Raw genomic sequence first — 16517 nt, 5'->3', positions numbered from 1 at the left:
AAACCGGCACCCTCTACGACGAGACCACCGCCTGGGCCCATCACGTCAACTCGGCTGCGGCTTGACATTCAAGCTCCTGGGATGTCTTTCCGGCGCGGACGGGGCCGGTCAGCCGGCCCGGTGGGTGATCAGGCCCGCCGACACGGTGAGCCGGATCGGGGCATCGGCGAGTTCGTCGGCCGGTGCGTCGACCGGGTCGACCGCGAACGCGGTCAGGTCGGCCCGGCACCCCACCGCGATCCGGCCGGCGTGCGACGCGGTGCCGTCCGCGATCGCGGCCTGGGTGGTCATTCCCTCCAGCGCCATCAGGCCGGTCAGCGCCTGCTCGGGGGTCACGGGCGCGATGTCGGTGCCGGGCCGGCGGCGCAGCCGGGCGAAGCCGAGCACCTCGCGGGCGTCGTACCCCGCGATCGGCCAATCCGAGCCCAGCACGAGGATTCCGCCGGATTCGCGCACGTCGCGGCAGCGCCAGGCCCGGTTGGCCCGCTCGGTGCCGAGCCGGGTCGACCACGCGTCGCTGTGGTCCGCCTTGGTGTACGCCGTGTGCGACGGCTGCATGGAGGCCACCAGGCCCGTGGCCACCAGCAGGCGGACCTGGCCGATCGGCAGCGTCTCGAGGTGCTCGATCCGGTGCCGGACTCCGTGGGTCTCCACGCCCTGGAAGCCGTCGACGACGTGGCGCACGCCGGCGTCCCCGATGGCGTGGGTCGCGGTCTGCACCTTCGCAGCGGCGAAGCGGCGGACCGCCTCGGTGTACTCCTCGGTGTCCAGCCACAACGCGTCGGTGTTCTGGCCGAGGCAGTCGGCGTGCTCCAGCCAGGCGGTGCCGCCCTCCACGGTGCCGTCGATGAAGAACTTCACCGCGGCGACCTCCCACTGCCTGCCGCGCCGGCCCTGAAGCGCGATGCGCTCGTCGATGTCGTCGCCGGGCATGCACCACGGTGCCAGCCGCAGCCGCACCGGCAGGTCGGTCTCGTCCTCGACCTGCGCCAGCAGGTTCAGGGTGCTTTCCGTGCCGTCCATGACGTTGCCGCCGGTGAGCCCGGACGCCGCCATCCCGCCGAGCAGTTCGACGAGCCTGCGCCGCAGTTCGGCGGCGGGCGTCGGCGGGATCACCTCGCGCACCGGCTCCATCGCCGCGTGTTCGAGCAGGTGCCCGGTGGGCCGGCCGAGCTCGTCGCAGACGATCTCCGAGCGCTGCCCGAACGCGCGGGGCCCGGTGACCCCGGCACGCGCCAGGGCTGTTGCGCTCGCCAGCGCCGAGTGGCCGTCGTAGAGGTTGATGAAGACCGGGGCGTTCGGCAGCACCTCCTCGAGGATCCGGTTGGTCACGGGCGTGCCGTCGAAGGCGTTGTGGTCCAACCCGAATCCCGTCACCCATCCCCCGGGACCGCGCTCCGCGCCGGCCAGCGCCGCGCGCACGTCGTCGAGGTCGCGGCACCAGGACAGGTCGAGGCCGTCGAACGAGGAGATCCCCATGACGGGGTGCATGTGCCCGTCGACGAGGCCCGGCGTCGTGGTCGCCCCGCCGAGGTCGACGACCTCGGTGCCCGGCCCGCGCAGGGCTAGCGCGTCGTCGTCGAGGGCGACGATGCGGTCCCCGCGCACCGCGATCGCGGACGCGGTGGGGCGGGCCGGGTCGAGCGTGCGGACCGTGGTCCCGGTGACGAGGACGTCAGCGGCGTTCATCGGAAAACTCCTCCTCGCGGTCGGTGGCGATGCGGGCGTGGACTTCGGGTCGGTTGCGGCGCAGCCAGGCGCCCCAGCACAGGCCGATGACGGCGACGACCGGGACCGTGGCCAGCAGGACGAAGCTGACGGCGGGCGAGGAGGACGTCATCAGGTCCATGTGCCAGGCCGCCAGGACGAGCACGCCGATCATGGCCACCGCGGAGAGGACCGGCGCGACGACGGTCCGCCAGCGGCCCTCGGTGTTGGGGGTGCGGCGGAAGAACGCGACGACGGAGACGGCGGCGGCCACCTGCAGCAGCAGGATGCCGAAGACGCCGGGCGTGTTCACCCAGATCAGCAGGTGCTTGTAGGGATCGGCACCGGCGATGGCGAAACCGGCGACGATCACCAGGGCCAGCAGGGTCTGCGCGAACCCGGCGACGTACGGCGACCGGGTGCGCGGGTGGACCGCCGCCAGCCGGGCGGGCAGCAGGCCTTCCTGGGTGATGGCCAGCGTGTAGCGGGTCACCGCGTTGTGGAAGGCGACCAGGCCGGCGACGACGCTGGTGATGATCAGCAGGTGCGTCACCTTGGTGAACCAGGCGCCCAGGTAGGTGTCGGAGGCGGTGAAGAAGAGGCCGACCGGGTCTGCGGCCGCCGCGGCGACGATGCCCTGCGCGCCGTAGGCCTGGACGATGCTCCACACGATGAAGGCGTACGTCACGGCGAGGACCGCGACCGCGATGTAGATCGCCCGCGGGATCGTGCGGCGCGGCTCTCGGGTCTCGGAACCGTAGATGACGGTCGCCTCGAAACCCATGAACGCGGCGAACGCCGTTGGCAGGATGCTGGCCATGCCGGGCTCGAAGAGGTGCGCCGGCGCGAAGGACTCGAACCCGATACCTTCGGAGCTGCCGCCCTGCACCAGGATCGCGACGGCGAGCACGAACAGCACGCCGGTCTCGGCCACGAGCATGACCGCGAGGAGCTTCGCGCCGAAGTCGACGCTGCGGAAGCCGACGTACCAGACCAGCGCGACACCCGCGATCGCGTAGGACCACCAGGGCAGATCGATGCCGAAGACGCTCAGGAACGTGCTCCGGGTGGCGTCGCCGAGCAGGCCGTACACGCCGATCTGCAGGACGTTGTAGGAGAGCAGCGCGACCAAAGCCGCTGCTACGCCAGCGGTTCTGCCGAGGCCGAGCGCGATGTAGGAGTAGAAGGCGCCGGCATTGCCGACATGGCGCGAGAACGTCGTGAATCCGACGGCAAAGACGGCGAGCACGATACCGGCGAAGAGGTACGCCGCCGGGGCGCCCAGGCCGCCGACCAGCACCGCCAGCGGCGCGACGCCGATCATGACCATCAGCGGCGCGGCCGCGGAGACGACGATGAAGACCAGATCGCTCGTCCCGAGCGCGTTGCGCTTCAGGCCTTCGGTGGTGTTTCGAGATGCCCCTTCGCGGGGCGTGGGTGTGGACATCGTCCGACTCCCTCGGTTAATCGAAACCGATTAGATTTAGGTTGGGCGGTAGCGTACGGGTGGCGACGCCGGATGGGAAGGGGTGAACGTGGTGGGAGCCGCGCAACGACGGGCGGGACGTCCCCGTACGGCGGTGCTGGACCGCCGGCGGATCGGCGAGATGGCGCTGGAACTGGTCGACGAGGCCGGGGACTTCACGCTCCCCGAGCTGGCCCGGCGGCTCGGGGTCCAGACCGGCTCGCTCTACCACCACGTCGACGGCCGGGCAGGCGTGATCGAACTGCTCCGCGAGCAGATCAGCGACCGGATGGATCCGGTGCCGCTCGAGACGCACCCCTGGGACCTCGCGATGGAGGCCTTCTTCCGCTCCTACCGCGCGGTTTTCGCCGCGCACCCGCGCGTGGTGCCGCTGCTGACCACCGCCACGATCCGCTCGCCCGAGGTCATCGCGGCGTACGACAAGATCGCGGCCAAGTTGGCCGGCAGCGGCATTCCGGTCGGCCGGACGATGGAGATCCTCACCGCGATGGAGAACTTCGTCATCGGTTCGGCGCTGGACCTCGCGGCGCCGGAGGTGATGTGGGAGATCCCGGAAGGGGTCGACGCGCCGAACCTCGCGGCCGCCCTCGCCGCGCAGGAGACCTCCACCGACCGGGCCGAGCGGGCGTTCGAGGTCGGCATGGCGACCCTGCTCGACGCGGCGCGAGCCGAGGCGGCCGCCGCACGCTGACGCGCTCGGCCGGCGCGCTGCGCGCGGCGGAAACGTCGATGTGACACGGGTTTTCCGCGCCGTAGTCGGCTAATCGTCCGGTGTGGACTTCCTGGTCGATGGGCCGACCGGCGAAACCGCGCCGACCATCTACAGTGGTCGATCCGCGGGCGAAGGTGGCCGTCCCGCGCGAGTTCGCCCGCGCACCGGTTCAGGGCGTGGGGTCCGGGTCCGTTCGGGCCGGGCCGTCGGCTGCGAGTCCGGCGACGAGCCGCTCGTACACCGCGCCGGCTCGCGCGTCGAGCTCGTCCGGCTCCATTCCGAGTTCGCGGGCGATCGTCTCGCGGAAGATGCAGTAGCCCAGGTAGGTGGCCGCGGTCATCGCGTGCAGGACGTCGGCGTCGGCATCCGGCGGGAGCGCGCCGGTCGCGCGGTCGCGGTCGAGCGCCTGCCGGGTGCGTTCCAGCGCGGGGAAGAGCACGAGCTGGTCGTCGCCCTCCAGGGCGAGGAGGGCCTCCAGCTTGGGCAGGTCGGGCTGCTGGAGCGCCGAATGCCACATCGCCGTGCGCCGCTGCGCGAACGGCTGCTCCCAATGCGTGTCGCGGTCGAGCGTCGACTGCTGGAGGAGGCGGGTTATCGCCGCCCGCAGCAGCGCGTGGCGGGAACCGAAGTACTGGTAGATCTGCCCGTGGTTCACCCCCGCTTCCGTGGCGACGTCCCGCAGCGCGACTCCTTCGAGGAGCCCGTCGCGCCGCATGATCCGCAGTGCGGCGTCGAGCAGATCGGACTCGGTCTCCTCACGCGAGCGTCGCCGTCGGCGGGGCTTCGCCGAGGTGGCCTCGTCGGACATCCGCGCCTCCCGGTCTCTTGACTGCCTTGCCGGACACATCCTACTGTTCCGTTAATAACGAAGTGTTAATAACCAATTGTTAATAACTAGCAGGAGGTGGATGGTGTCGGAGGGTCGCCTGCCGCTCGAAGGCATCCGCGTGCTGGACCTCGCAACCGTGCTCGCCGCGCCGGTCACGGCGACGATGCTGGGGGACTTCGGGGCCGAGGTCGTCAAGGTCGAGGAACCCGGCCGCGGCGACTTCACCCGGGACGGGCCGGGCTCGTCGGCCACCGGGCGCCGCTCGCTGCAGTGGATCCAGGAGGGGCGCAACAAGAAGTCCGTGACGGTCGACCTGCGGACCGCGCGCGGCCAGGAGCTGGTGCGCGACCTGGTGCCGCACTTCGACGTGGTCGTCATGAACTTCCGCCCGCCCACCACGGAGAAGTGGGGACTGACCCCGGAGCGCCTTCAGGAGATCAATCCGCGGGCGGTGCTGGTCCTGGTCACCGGTTACGGGATGTCGGGGCCGTTCCGCGACAGGGGCGCCTTCGACCGCATCGCCAGCGCGTACTCCGGGCTCACCTACGTCAGCGGCGAACCCGACGGGGACCCGATCCGCACCGGGTACGCCGTGATCGACTACATGGCCGCCTACCTCGCGGCGTTCGCGACCGTCACGGCGCTGTACGAGCGGGACCGCAACGGCGGCACGGGGCAGATCGTGGATCTGGGCCTGTACGAAGCGGGATTCCGCGCCTCCGAGAATTCGCTGCTGACCTACGCCGCGCTCGGGAAGGTCCGGGAGCGGCAGGGAAACCGGAACCTCCAGGTCGTCCCGGCCAGCGACTTCGACACCGCCGACGGACGGCGGATCTCGGTGCACGCCGGCACCGACGCGCTGTTCCGCAAGCTGGTGACCGTCCTGGAAATGCCGGAGCTCGCGGCGGATCCGCGGTACGCGACCCGCGAGGCCCGCGTCGAGCACCAGGATGAGCTGTACACCGCGATCGCGGCGTGGGCGGGCAAGTTCCCCGCCGATGACGCCGTCCGGATGCTCAACGACGCCGGGGTGCCGGCCTCGCCGATCATGAGCGTCGCCGACATCGCCACCGACCCGCACTACCGGGAGCGCGGGACGATCACCACCGTCGTGGACGACGACTGGGGCGAGCTGCCGATGGTCGCCCCGCTGCCGCGGCTGAGCAGGACCCCCGGGCGGATCAGGTCGCTGGGGCCGCGCCTGGGGGAGCACACCGACTCGGTGCTGACCGAACTGCTCGAACTCGACCAGCGCGCCGTGGCCGCCCTGCACGCCGACGGCGTCATCTGACCCGCTCCGCTCCCTCCGCAACGACGCAGAAGGACATGGCACCGAATGACCCCATCGCTGCTCTCGATCGTGGTGCTCGCCCTGCTGTTCCTCGGCGCCTTCGTGCCACGCTTCAGCCTGGCCCTCGCGGCCCTCCCCGCCGCCTTCCTGGTCGCGGCCATCGCCGGAGTCGGCGTCGACGAGCTGTTCGGCTTCTTCCCGGTCGAGTTCGTCGTCCTGATCGTCGGGATCTCCGCGCTGTTCGCCGTCGCCCAGTCCACCGGCACCACCGACTGGCTGCTCGACAACGCGGTGCGGCGCATCGGCGATCGGGTCGCCCTGCTTCCCTTGCTGCTGTTCGGGATCGGCACGCTGATCACCGCGCTGGGCACGCTGCCCGCCGCCGCGATCGCGATCATGGCCCCGATCGCCATGGGCCTGGCCGCGCGCCGCGGACTGCCACCACTGCTCATGTGCCTCGTGATGCTCAACGGCATCATGTGCGGCCTTTTCTCCCCGATCGCGGTGTTCGGGGCGACTGCTCCCCGCCTGCTGGAGAAGGCGGGCATCCCCGTACCCGCGCACACCTCATCGGCTTTGCTGCTGGCCTCAGTGGGCACCGGGTTGCTCGCGTGCCTAGCCGCGATGGCCGTAGCGCGGCGGTCCCTCGCGCGGGCCGCGGTCCCGCTCGCCAGCGCGACGGACCCGGATTCGGCCGGTCCAGCGCCGGCCGGTGCACCCTCCTCGAGCGGCACGGCAACTGCCATCGCGCCCGCGGCCCTCAGAACCGAGGCCCGGGCCGGTGCACCCGAATGGCTTTCCCGTGCTGCCACGATCACCGCACTGGTCCTGCTCGTCGTCGGCGGGGTCGCATTCAAGCTGAACCTCGGCCTGCTCGGGCTGAGCCTCGCGTTCGTGCTCCAGCTCGTGCTCCGCGTGAAGCCGGCCGACGTGATCGACCGCATCCCATGGGGAATCACCCTGCTGATCGCCGGGATGCTCACCTACATCGGGCTGATGGAGCACCTCGGCGCATTCGAGCAGGTGTCGGCGGCACTGCAGTTCACCGGCAGCCCCATGCTGTCGCTGCTCGCAGTCTGCGTCGTCACGGGCGTCACGTCGTTCTTCGCCTCCTCGATCGCCGTCATCGCCACCGCGGTTCCGCTCATGGCCCCGCTGGTCGCCGCAGGAGTCTCGCCCGTCGGCGCGATCATCGCCATCGCGCTGTCGGCGGTGATCGTCGACGTCAACCCGCTCAGCGGGACCGGCGCCATCATCCTCAGCTCCACCGCGCCCGAACAGCGGGAAAAGCTCTTCCGCCAGTTGATGGTCTACGGACTCTGCTCCATCGTCGTCGGCCCACCGCTCGTCTGGGCCGTCTTCGGATGGCTCTAGGGGCGACCCCCGACTCATGCGGTCGATTTCGCGCGAAATCGACCAATATGCACCGGCCCTGCGCCGGCTCGTCGGCACCAACACCAACCAGGAGCGCGCATCCCATGACCGATCTGACCTTCGCCGCGATCCGTGAGCTCGCCGCGCTGATCCGCGATCGCGAACTCTCACCCGTCGAGCTCATGCACCACACCCTCGACCGCGTCGCGTCGCTGAACGGTGAGCTCAACGCACTCGTCTCCGTCGACCCGGACCACGCCCTCTCGGAGGCTGCGGCCGCCGCCGATCAGATCGCGCGCGGCGTCGACCTCGGCCCCCTCGCAGGCATCCCGGTCGCGGTCAAAGACCTCGAAGACGCCCGAGGATTCCCCACCAGCCGCGGAACGAAGGCCTTCCGCGACCTCCCGGCCGCGACCGCTGACAGCATCCACGTCGCTCGGCTGCGAGCGGCGGGCGCCATCGTCATCGGCAAGACCAACACGCCACCGATGGGCGCAGCCATCCACACCGACAACGACGTCTTCGGCACCACCCGGAATCCGTGGAACCTGGAGAAATCCCCCGGCGGATCGAGCGGTGGCTCCGCTGCCGCGGTCGCGGCCGGGATCGTGCCGCTGGCCACCGCGGGCGATGGCGGAGGTTCCACCCGGATTCCCGCCGCACTGTGCGGAATCATCGGACTCAAGCCGACCCGTGGACGCATTCCCGAAGGCCCCGTGCACACCCCCACCTGGACGCACCACAGCTGCCCCACTCCGATGGCCCGAACCGTCCACGACACCGCCCTGCAGCTGGACATCGCGGCCGGATTCCACCCCGCAGACCCGTTCTCCCTCCCGCGCCCGAACCGCCCCTACCTCGAGGCGGTGGACCGGCCACCGCGCCGCCTCCGGATCGGTGTCAACCGCACCCTCGGCATCGCCGACCCCGAACCGGCCATTGTGGATGCTCTCGACGCGGCCGTCGACGCGCTGCGCCACCTCGGCCACCGCATCATCGACGACCGCACCCCGCACCCCTGCGCAGAAACCTTCCCCGAAGTCATCGCCCTACGACAGCAGATCCTCGCCCACAACCGGTTCATGAACGTCATCGAGGAATTCACCGCGCACCGCGATCACTTCGAACCGTGGTTCGCGGCCGTCCTCGACCGCGGACGCTCGGTCACCACGACCGATCTCGCGCGCTACTGGCGATATCGCGGACAACTCGACCGCTGGGTCGCCGAACTCTTCGAGCACTACGACCTGCTCCTCACTCCCACGACACCGACCACCGCATGGCCGGCGGACGGCCCCGACGTCCAGGCGGCGGTGCAGCGGCGCACGATCCCGATCGCCTACACCGCATCGTTCAACGACACCGGAAACCCGGCCATCAGCATCCCCATCAAGACCAGCCCCGAAGGTTCGCCCTGCGCAATCCAGCTCGTTGCCCCGCATCATCACGACGACCGGCTCCTCGCAACCGCCGCCACCATCGAACGCGCCATCGGACACCTGCGGCCGGATTCGGCAGCGGGCGCCGCCTCTTCCGGCACCTGAGACCTGCGGGCTGTGCTCGATCGTCCTCGGCTCGCTCCTCGCCTGGACCGTCTTCGGCTGGGCCCTATGACCGATGGGGCGGAACGTGCGCCACCACCGCACCGGCATCTAGCACATCCACCACCCCGAGGTCGATGATCTCGAACTCGTCTACGAGACGATGGAGCTGCCCGCGACCCCGGGGTGGTGAATGTTCGGCGACACCGCTGAACCGGGCAGCCCCACCGAGGAACGGCTCAGCCTGCTGGGCGGCCTCGCCGTCACCGATCAGCCGGAGCACGACGCGGACACGGCTACGCGCGACTAGGGACCGGGCAGCCGCCCGGCTCGACGACCCGGGTGCGCGCTCAGCTCTTCAGCTGGTAGCCGTCGTAGTCGTTCCAGCCGGGGGTCTGGGTCATCAGTTGTTTCCACGTCGGCCAGATCGCCTGGGTCTCTTGGCGCAAGAGTTCACCGGGCATGCTGAACGGCGGGGCTTTGTGCGGTTTTTCGAGTGCTTGACCGACGATCGTCTCGTAGAGCACGGGCGCGGCGTGCAGGCGAGGCAGCACGGCGTGGATGCGGTCGGCGTAGCCCGCCGGGAGGGTGTGAGTGCCGTCGGGGCCGAGATCGAATCCGGCACCGGAGGTCACCAGCGCGATCTCGGGGCGCTTGCGGATGGCGATCTCGTAGTCCAGGTGCAGGGCGACCGCATCCCACACGACCTCGACCTTCTCGGGTGGCAGACCCTGATCGGTGAGGAAGCGGGCGGCCAAGTCGGCGCCGTCGATGTCGAAGCGCTGATCGCCGTTGCCTTCGGGGCTGAGCCCGGCATCGTGCAGAAGGCAGCCCAGAAACAGCAGTTCGTCGTCGTAGTCGCGGTCGGGTTGCATGCCTTGCCGCTCTCCGAGGAAACGCCCGTAGAGATAACTGCGCATGCTGTGGTTGAAGATCGCAGGGGCCTCGATGTCTTTCACGAAGCGCACCGCTTTCAGCGCCATGTCGGTACGGGGGAAGGGAAGTTCCCCGCAAGGGTTGTCCATCGAGTTGGCCTTCCTGGGCGTGGAGATGGGGCGTCCAATGCGTTGTCTAGGAATATGTACCATGTCTACATATTGTTAGGTAGTATGTCTACTCATGAGGTCGAATGCGACGCGAGCACACCTGGTTCGACGGTTGCCGAACGTGCTGAAATCGCCTGAACTGCCGTACGAACGCGGCACGACCGACCGGATCCGCTGCACCGGGGCATGATCCACATCCTCACTCGCGCGAGGAGCCCCCATCCGACCGGGGGCGATTCACTTTCACTGGATACTGTCTCTTGTGGACGTTGCTGGAGCGGGAGTCGTGCCCGCCGCAGGCGGATCGTCAGGCGGGCGTCGCCAGCGCGGTGACTCCCGGTCCGGTGAGGTCGTCCAGTGCCACTCGTCGTCCGGAGATCGCCAGGAGCGGGGAAAGCGCGGTTCCGGTTGCCTCCGGGCCGTTTCCGATCGACACGTCGGCGTCCGTCGCCGTCAGGCGGATGCGGGACATCAGCTGCTTGGCTCCGCCGAAGGACGCCGGGGTGCGGGCCTGCAGGCGGAGCGACCGGACCACGGCCTCCGGCCGGTAGTGGCGGGTGAGCCCCAAGGCGTTGTCCGCCTGGTGTGACCCCCGGCACGGCGCGGAATCGTCGCTCGTGAGCGTGGTCACCGCGACATCTCAGGCTCTGGAGGGCGTGGCGGGCCTCCGGCTCCTGCTCGGTAGCGTGTGGTGGCCCGCGATTCATCTACCTGTGAGGACGCAGCAGTGCCAGACCACGACAGCTCGATGGTGCGCCTGCGCGGAGTGCGGGTGCACAACCTGCGCGGGGTCGACGTCGACTTCCCGCGCGACGCGCTGGTCGCCGTCACCGGCGTCTCGGGGTCGGGCAAGTCGTCGCTGGCGTTCGGCACCGTCTACGCCGAGGCGCAGGCGCGGTACCTGGAGTCGGTCGCACCGTACGCGCGGCGGCTCATCGACCAGGCCGGCACGCCCGATGCCCGCGAGATCACGGGATTGCCGCCGGCGGTCGCGTTCCAGCAGGCCCGCGGTGTCGCCCAGGCCCGTTCCACGGTGGGCACCGTGACCGTGCTGTCGAACTCCCTGCGACTGCTGTTCTCCCGCGCCGGCACCTATCCCGCCGGCGCCGAGCGGCTGGACTCGGACGCCTTCTCGCCGAACACGCCGGCCGGCGCGTGCCCGCGCTGCCACGGCCTCGGCCGGATCCACGAGGTCAGCGAGGACTCGCTGGTGCCGGATCCGGGGCTGTCCATCCGGGAGAAGGCGGTCGCCGCGTGGCCGGGTGCCTGGCAGGGCAAGAACTACCGCGACATCCTGGCCGTGCTCGGCCACGACGTCGACCGGCCGTGGCGCGAGCTGCCCCAGGCCGACCGCGAGTGGATCCTGTTCACCGACGAGCAGCCCGTCGTCACGGTGCACCCCGAGCGCACGGCGGAACGCATCCAGCGCCCCTACCAGGGCACTTACCAGAGCGCCCGCCGATACGTCCTGCACACGCTGGCGACCACCCAGAGCACGACGCTGCGCAACCGGGCCCTGCAGTACGTGGAGGTGCTGCCGTGCCCGGCCTGCGACGGCTCGGGATTGCGGCCCGAAGCGCTGGCGGTGACGTTCGCCGGCGCCAACATCGCCGACCTCGCCGCGCTCCCGCTGACCGTGCTCGCGGAGAAGCTTCGCGCCGAGCAGGACGACAGCGTCGCGCGGGTCGTGGTCGAGGATCTGCTGGCCCGCATCGAGGCGCTGGTCGAGCTCGGCCTGGGCTACCTCGCCATGGACCGCGCCACCCCGACGCTCTCGGCCGGTGAGCTGCAGCGGCTGCGGCTGGCGGCGACACTGCGCTCCACGCTCTTCGGCGTCGTCTACGTGCTCGACGAGCCGTCGGCAGGATTGCACCCCGACGACACCCAGGCGCTGCTCCGCGTGCTCGACCGGATCCGGGCGGCAGGCAATTCGCTGCTCGTCGTCGAGCACGAACCGGAGATCATCCGCCACTCCGACTGGCTCGTCGACGTCGGTCCCGGGGCCGGCGAGCACGGCGGGCGCGTGCTCTACAGCGGTCCGCTGGACGGGCTGCGGACGTCCGCGGACTCGGTGACGCGCGCCCACCTCTTCGATCCGCCGGCTCCGGTCGGCAAGCGCCGAACCCCGGCCGGGAAGATCGAGCTGCGCGGGGTGAGCAGGCACAACCTGGTCGAGACCGACGTGGACTTCCCGCTCGGCGTCTTCACCGCCGTCACCGGCGTGTCCGGGTCGGGCAAGACGACGCTGGTCACCGGCATCCTGGCCGCCGCAGTCCGGGACCACCTCGGCGCGTCCCGCAGCCACCCGGGCGACGACGAGGAGCCGGCGGCCGACACGTCCCGGCACGTTCGCAGCATCACCGGCCTGGACGCGATCAACAGGCTGGTCGAGGTCGACCAGCGCCCGATCGGACGCACGCCGCGGTCGAACCTCGCGACCTACACCGGACTGTTCGACGGGGTGCGGAAGCTGTTCGCCGCCACCGACGAAGCCCGCCGGCGGAAGTACTCGGCGGGCCGGTTCTCGTTCAACGTGGACGGTGGGCGCTGCGAAACCTGCCAGGGCGAAGGGGCGGTGGCAGTCGAGCTGCTGTTCCTGCCCAGCAGCTACTCGCCGTGCCCCGCCTGCCATGGCGCCCGCTACAACCCGGAGACCCTCGAGATCCGCTACCGGGACAAGTCGATCGCCGACGTGCTAGCCCTGACCGTCGACGACGCCCGCGACTTCTTCGCCGACGTGCCGACGGTCGCGCGCAGCCTGGAGACCCTCCACGACGTCGGGCTGTCGTACCTGACCCTCGGCCAGCCCGCCACCGAGCTCTCCGGCGGGGAGGCGCAGCGGATCAAGCTGGCGACCGAGCTGCAGCGAACGCGGCGCGGCCACACCCTGTTCGTCCTCGACGAGCCCACCACGGGCCTGCACCCGGCCGACGTCGAGGTGCTGATGCGCCTGTTGCACGCGCTGGTCGACGCGGGCAACACGGTCGTGGTGATCGAGCACGACATGACCGTCGCCGCGGGCGCGGACCACGTGATCGACCTCGGCCCCGGTGGCGGCGACGAAGGCGGTTCGGTGGTGGCCATCGGCGCTCCGGCGGAAGTGGCCCGCGCCGGCGCCGGCCGCACCGCGCCGTACCTGCGGGAGGTGCTCGAAACCGCGGGCTGAATCCGCTGCTGCGTCAGCATTCCTGCGCCTTCGGTTCCGTTTCCTGTTGCGGCTTCGGCAGATTCCGCTCGTTGATCAGCAAGAGCGCGACACCCATGGTGATGACGGCGAGGGCCGCCGAAGCGAACAGCACGGCCGATGCGCTCGCGGCGAAGGCCTCCTCGAAGATCCGCTGAAGGCCTTCGCGGGCTTCCGGCGGTGCGAGTTCCAGCGCGCGCTGCGCGTCGCCTTCGGCCGCTGCCGCGGAGATGGCGTCGTGCCGGCCTGCGGGCAAGTCGGCGGTTGCGACGACACCGGCGAGCTCGGCCTTGTAGAGCACGCCGAGGCCGGCGGTGCCGATCCCGGCGCCGATCGAAGCCAGGCTGGTCATCGTGCCCGCGACCATCCCGGACCGCTGGTCGTCGGTCACGTTCATCGCGACGGCGAAGATCGGGGCGCCCGCGATGCCGCCGCCGGTGCCCCACAGCAGCAGCGGGAACACCAGCGACCAGGCCTGCGTGGTGGGGCCGAAGGTCAGCGCCATCCAGGTGGCGCCGAGGGCTTTGCAGGCGTAGCCGATGGCGATCACGCGGCCGGGCGGCAGCCATGCCTGCATCTTGCCGCCGAGCATGCCGGCCGCCATCTGCGCGATGAACACCGGCGCGAGCAGGACGCCGCTGGCGGTGGGGGACAGGTGCAGCGAGTTCTGGAAGTACTGCACGAAGTACACCGTGCCGCCGATGGTCAGCACCCGGGACATGAAGATGGTGAAGGCCGCGCCGGTGAACGCGGGCTCGGTGAACAGCTGCAGGTCCAGCGTCGGGTTGCGGACCATGCGCTGCACGACCAGGAACGCCGCGAGCAGCACCACGGCGACGGCGATCTGGATCAGCGTCGACGAGGCGGTCCAGCCCTGCTGTTCGCCGCGCAGCAGCGCGAAGTTGAGCAACGCCAGCCCGGCGATCAGCAGCGCGGTGCCGCCCCAGTCCAGCGAGCCGATCTTGCCGCCGCCACCGGCGTCGCGGGGCAGGGTGCGCAGTCCGATGGCGAAGGCGGCGATCCCGAACGGCAGGTTGATCAGGAAGATCGCGCGCCAGTCCAGGACGTCGATGAGGGTGCCGCCCAGCAGCGGCGCGATCAGGCCGGCCGCGGTGGACATCGTGGTCCAGGTCGCGATGGCCATGTTGCGCCGCTGGCCGTCGTAGGCGTGCGAGAGCAGCGGGAGGGCGTTGGACATCAGGATCGCGCCGCCGATGCCCTGCACCGCCCGGGCGAAGTCGAGCACCAGCGCGTTCGGCGCCGATCCGCAGGCCAGCGAGGCGAGGGTGAACAGCGCGATGCCGGTGAGGTAGACGCCGCGGCGGCCCAGCCGGTCCGACAGCGTCCCGGTCACCTGGGTGACCGCGCCCATCGTGATCATGTAGGCCACGACGACCCACTGGATGTCGGCCAGGGTGCCGCCGAGATCGGCCTGGATGTCGGCCAGCCCGATGGTCACGATGGTCATGTCGATGACCACGAGGGCCGTGGCGATCACGACCAGTGCGAGCAAGGCGCGTGACCGGGCGGCCGACGGCCCGGCATCGGTCTCCGGCATCGGAGCCACGATTCCCTCCAGTGATATGACGATCGCGGACGGTCGCGATCTTGTGTGGCTGAGGTTAGCCTCACTTCACTGATTCATGCAAATATGCGCGTAAACGCATTGGTTTGGCCCGGTGCCGGTGGGCTGCGTGCTCGTCGATGCGGCCGCGCGGGTCAGCCGGTGGCGCGGCGCACGTGGCCGGCGATGAGGCCGTACATGCGCTCGGTGAGCGCGCGCGTGCCGAAGCTCATGATTTTGTAGCCGTGGTCCGTGCCGGCGACGTCGTGGTGCTCCACCAGCGCGCCCACGGCGTCGAGGGCCTCGGCGTACCTGATGCCCTCGTCGCGGAGCCGGTCGTACTCGCAGGTGATGACCACGGCGGGGGCGATCCCGGCGATGCCCGCCGCGTTGGTGCCCCAGGCGGGCGAGATGAGGCGGTCGCGCCGCACCTCCGGGTCGGGCGCGTACGCCGGGTCGAACACGTCCGACATCCAGGGGCGGATCACCGCCTTGCCCGTGGGGCTCCGCTTGTGCGCGGCGTGGGTGACCAGGTCCAGCGGCGCGTAGTGCAGCACCTGGAGCGCGATCGCGGGCCCGCCGCCTTCGAGGGCGAGGCGGGCCGCGGCCGCGGCGAGGGAACCTCCCGCGCTCTGGCCACCGACGCACAGCCGCCGCCCGTCCCAGTCGCGGTCCTGTCGCGACGCCCAGGTGACGACGTCGAAGACCTGCTCCACGGGAACGGGGAAGGGGTGCCGGGGTGCGACGGAGTAGTCCACGTTGAGCACGACGACGCCGGCTTCGGCCGCCAGGTAGCGGCACCACGGGTCGTCCTGCTCGGGGTGCGCGATGACGAATCCGCCGCCGTGGACGTTGACGTGGACCGCCGGTTTCCCGGCCGCGACGGGGAAGTACGCGGTGCACGGGACGTTTCCGTGGCGCGTCGGCACTTCGATGGTGCGCTTGCGCGCCGGAATCTCGTCGAAGCGCAGTTCCGGCTTCAGTCGCGGTGTCATGAGCCGGTTGAGCACCCGGGTCGCGATGTCGACGACGAATGGCTTCGACAGCAGGGGCATTCGGGCTCCAGACCTCCGAGAGCGGTGGGGCTTCCGGACCTTATCCAACCGCTCGCAAACGCCGGGTGCCGCCGCGGTGCGGAGAAAGGCACAGCCGATTCGCGCGGTGGGGTGAACGGTGCCGCCGAACCGCCACACGTGTTCCGGCCGAGCGTCGTCTTGTCCGGCCTCGCGCAGGCGGTGATCGTGATTGCAGCCGGGGCGGAACGGAGACGGTGAGCGCGATGGAGAACAGCCAGCAGATCGGCCGATCCGCGTTTCTTCGCCTGGCCGGGCTCGGAATCGTCGCGGTGGGTGCGAGTGTCCTGCTGCCGGCGCGAGAAGTCCTGGCGGGCACCACGGCCGCGGGCGCGCTTGCGGCCTACAGCGGCAACTTCAGCACCGCCATCGAGCTGGCCGGCCTGAACCTCGACGACGGGCGGTTGACGGGCATGGGGGCGGTTCCCGGCGTGGACAGCCCGGCGCGATCTCGGCACCATCGCCTGCGAACTCAACACCCGCCCCGCCAAACCCTGGACTGGATGACACCATCACGAGCACTAGCCCAAGCGCTCGGTGTTGCACCCACCCCCTGAGACCAAGCGCGAAATCGCCATCCCGCCCCCACGCGGGGGGGGGGGGGTGTTGGGGACTCGCACCCCCCCTTCCCGTTCGCCCCACCCCCCCCCCGGCCGCCCCCCCCTCCCGCAAAAACTCCCCCACCAACCCCACCCCCCACCCCCCCCCGT

The 16517-nt window shown here is 70.5% G+C and carries 13 protein-coding genes; 6 read left to right on the top strand and 7 right to left on the bottom strand.

Annotation, left to right across the window (positions count from 1 at the left end; all coding sequences use genetic code 11):
- Window positions 1-108 precede the first annotated feature (108 nt).
- Together AC07EQ_RS28990 and AC07EQ_RS28985 are read right to left on the bottom strand one after the other, a co-directional pair.
- Window positions 109-1689, bottom strand: a complete 1581-nt coding sequence (locus AC07EQ_RS28990) for an amidohydrolase (protein ID WP_478391035.1) — start codon at window positions 1687-1689, stop codon at window positions 109-111.
- Window positions 1676-3154, bottom strand: a complete 1479-nt coding sequence (locus tag AC07EQ_RS28985) for an APC family permease (RefSeq protein WP_478391034.1) — start codon at window positions 3152-3154, stop codon at window positions 1676-1678. The genes AC07EQ_RS28990 and AC07EQ_RS28985 overlap by 14 nt, the downstream gene beginning before the upstream one ends.
- 82 nt (window positions 3155-3236) lie before the next feature.
- Here AC07EQ_RS28985 and AC07EQ_RS28980 point away from each other — a divergent pair, with 82 nt between their 5' ends.
- Window positions 3237-3884 (top strand): TetR/AcrR family transcriptional regulator, encoded by a 648-nt coding sequence (locus AC07EQ_RS28980; protein WP_478391033.1) that lies wholly within the window; start codon window positions 3237-3239, stop codon window positions 3882-3884.
- A gap of 190 nt (window positions 3885-4074) precedes the next feature.
- Here AC07EQ_RS28980 and AC07EQ_RS28975 read toward each other — a convergent pair whose 3' ends face one another.
- Entirely contained in the window at window positions 4075-4713 is a 639-nt protein-coding gene (locus AC07EQ_RS28975; protein ID WP_478391032.1) for a TetR/AcrR family transcriptional regulator, read from the bottom strand.
- 103 nt (window positions 4714-4816) lie between these two features.
- On the opposite strand from AC07EQ_RS28975, the gene AC07EQ_RS28970 reads away from it, so the two are divergent.
- The 3 genes from AC07EQ_RS28970 (at window position 4817) to AC07EQ_RS28960 (ending at window position 8943) form a co-directional block, all read left to right on the top strand.
- Entirely contained in the window at window positions 4817-6025 is a 1209-nt protein-coding gene (locus AC07EQ_RS28970) for a CaiB/BaiF CoA transferase family protein (RefSeq protein ID WP_478391031.1), read from the top strand.
- A 45-nt stretch (window positions 6026-6070) separates the two neighbouring features.
- A complete protein-coding gene (locus AC07EQ_RS28965) occupies window positions 6071-7399 on the top strand; it encodes an SLC13 family permease (protein WP_478391030.1) in 1329 nt (442 codons plus the stop codon).
- Window positions 7400-7503: 104 nt separating this feature from the next.
- The gene (locus AC07EQ_RS28960) at window positions 7504-8943 is read left to right on the top strand and encodes an amidase (RefSeq protein WP_478391029.1); all 1440 of its coding nucleotides are present in this window, start codon (window positions 7504-7506) and stop codon (window positions 8941-8943) included.
- A 347-nt stretch (window positions 8944-9290) separates the two neighbouring features.
- Here the strand turns inward: AC07EQ_RS28960 and AC07EQ_RS28955 are convergent, their stop codons facing one another.
- Together AC07EQ_RS28955 and AC07EQ_RS28950 are read right to left on the bottom strand one after the other, a co-directional pair.
- Window positions 9291-9923, bottom strand: coding sequence for an HD domain-containing protein (locus AC07EQ_RS28955; protein WP_478391028.1), 633 nt, complete (start codon window positions 9921-9923; stop codon window positions 9291-9293).
- 370 nt (window positions 9924-10293) lie between these two features.
- Window positions 10294-10617 (bottom strand): hypothetical protein, encoded by a 324-nt coding sequence (locus tag AC07EQ_RS28950; protein WP_478391027.1) that lies wholly within the window; start codon window positions 10615-10617, stop codon window positions 10294-10296.
- Window positions 10618-10713: 96 nt separating this feature from the next.
- On the opposite strand from AC07EQ_RS28950, the gene uvrA reads away from it, so the two are divergent.
- Window positions 10714-13152 (top strand): excinuclease ABC subunit UvrA, encoded by a 2439-nt coding sequence (uvrA, locus tag AC07EQ_RS28945; protein WP_478391026.1) that lies wholly within the window; start codon window positions 10714-10716, stop codon window positions 13150-13152.
- Window positions 13153-13165: 13 nt separating this feature from the next.
- Here the strand turns inward: uvrA and AC07EQ_RS28940 are convergent, their stop codons facing one another.
- Window positions 13166-14728 (bottom strand): MFS transporter, encoded by a 1563-nt coding sequence (locus AC07EQ_RS28940; protein WP_478391043.1) that lies wholly within the window; start codon window positions 14726-14728, stop codon window positions 13166-13168.
- Window positions 14729-14889: 161 nt separating this feature from the next.
- On the bottom strand, window positions 14890-15789 hold the full coding sequence (locus AC07EQ_RS28935) for an alpha/beta hydrolase fold domain-containing protein (protein WP_478391025.1): 900 nt from the start codon (window positions 15787-15789) through the stop codon (window positions 14890-14892).
- Window positions 15790-16013: 224 nt separating this feature from the next.
- Here AC07EQ_RS28935 and AC07EQ_RS28930 point away from each other — a divergent pair, with 224 nt between their 5' ends.
- Window positions 16014-16364 carry a hypothetical protein gene (locus tag AC07EQ_RS28930; RefSeq protein ID WP_478391024.1) on the top strand — a complete coding sequence of 117 codons (351 nt, stop codon included), beginning with the start codon at window positions 16014-16016 and terminating at the stop codon, window positions 16362-16364.
- Window positions 16365-16517 lie beyond the last annotated feature (153 nt).

This window comes from Saccharopolyspora sp. NPDC045839 (assembly GCF_056431645.1).
This window is presented reverse-complemented; position numbering and strand designations above follow the sequence as displayed.

Coding starts and splice junctions, on each gene's coding strand:
- AC07EQ_RS28990 (WP_478391035.1), bottom strand. CDS start 1,689: ATGAACGCCGCTGACGTCCTCGTCACCGGGACCACGGTCCGCACGCTC.
- AC07EQ_RS28985 (WP_478391034.1), bottom strand. CDS start 3,154: ATGTCCACACCCACGCCCCGCGAAGGGGCATCTCGAAACACCACCGAA.
- AC07EQ_RS28975 (WP_478391032.1), bottom strand. CDS start 4,713: ATGTCCGACGAGGCCACCTCGGCGAAGCCCCGCCGACGGCGACGCTCG.
- AC07EQ_RS28965 (WP_478391030.1), top strand. CDS start 6,071: ATGACCCCATCGCTGCTCTCGATCGTGGTGCTCGCCCTGCTGTTCCTC.
- AC07EQ_RS28960 (WP_478391029.1), top strand. CDS start 7,504: ATGACCGATCTGACCTTCGCCGCGATCCGTGAGCTCGCCGCGCTGATC.
- AC07EQ_RS28955 (WP_478391028.1), bottom strand. CDS start 9,923: ATGGCGCTGAAAGCGGTGCGCTTCGTGAAAGACATCGAGGCCCCTGCG.
- AC07EQ_RS28940 (WP_478391043.1), bottom strand. CDS start 14,728: ATGCCGGAGACCGATGCCGGGCCGTCGGCCGCCCGGTCACGCGCCTTG.
- AC07EQ_RS28935 (WP_478391025.1), bottom strand. CDS start 15,789: ATGCCCCTGCTGTCGAAGCCATTCGTCGTCGACATCGCGACCCGGGTG.
- AC07EQ_RS28930 (WP_478391024.1), top strand. CDS start 16,014: ATGGAGAACAGCCAGCAGATCGGCCGATCCGCGTTTCTTCGCCTGGCC.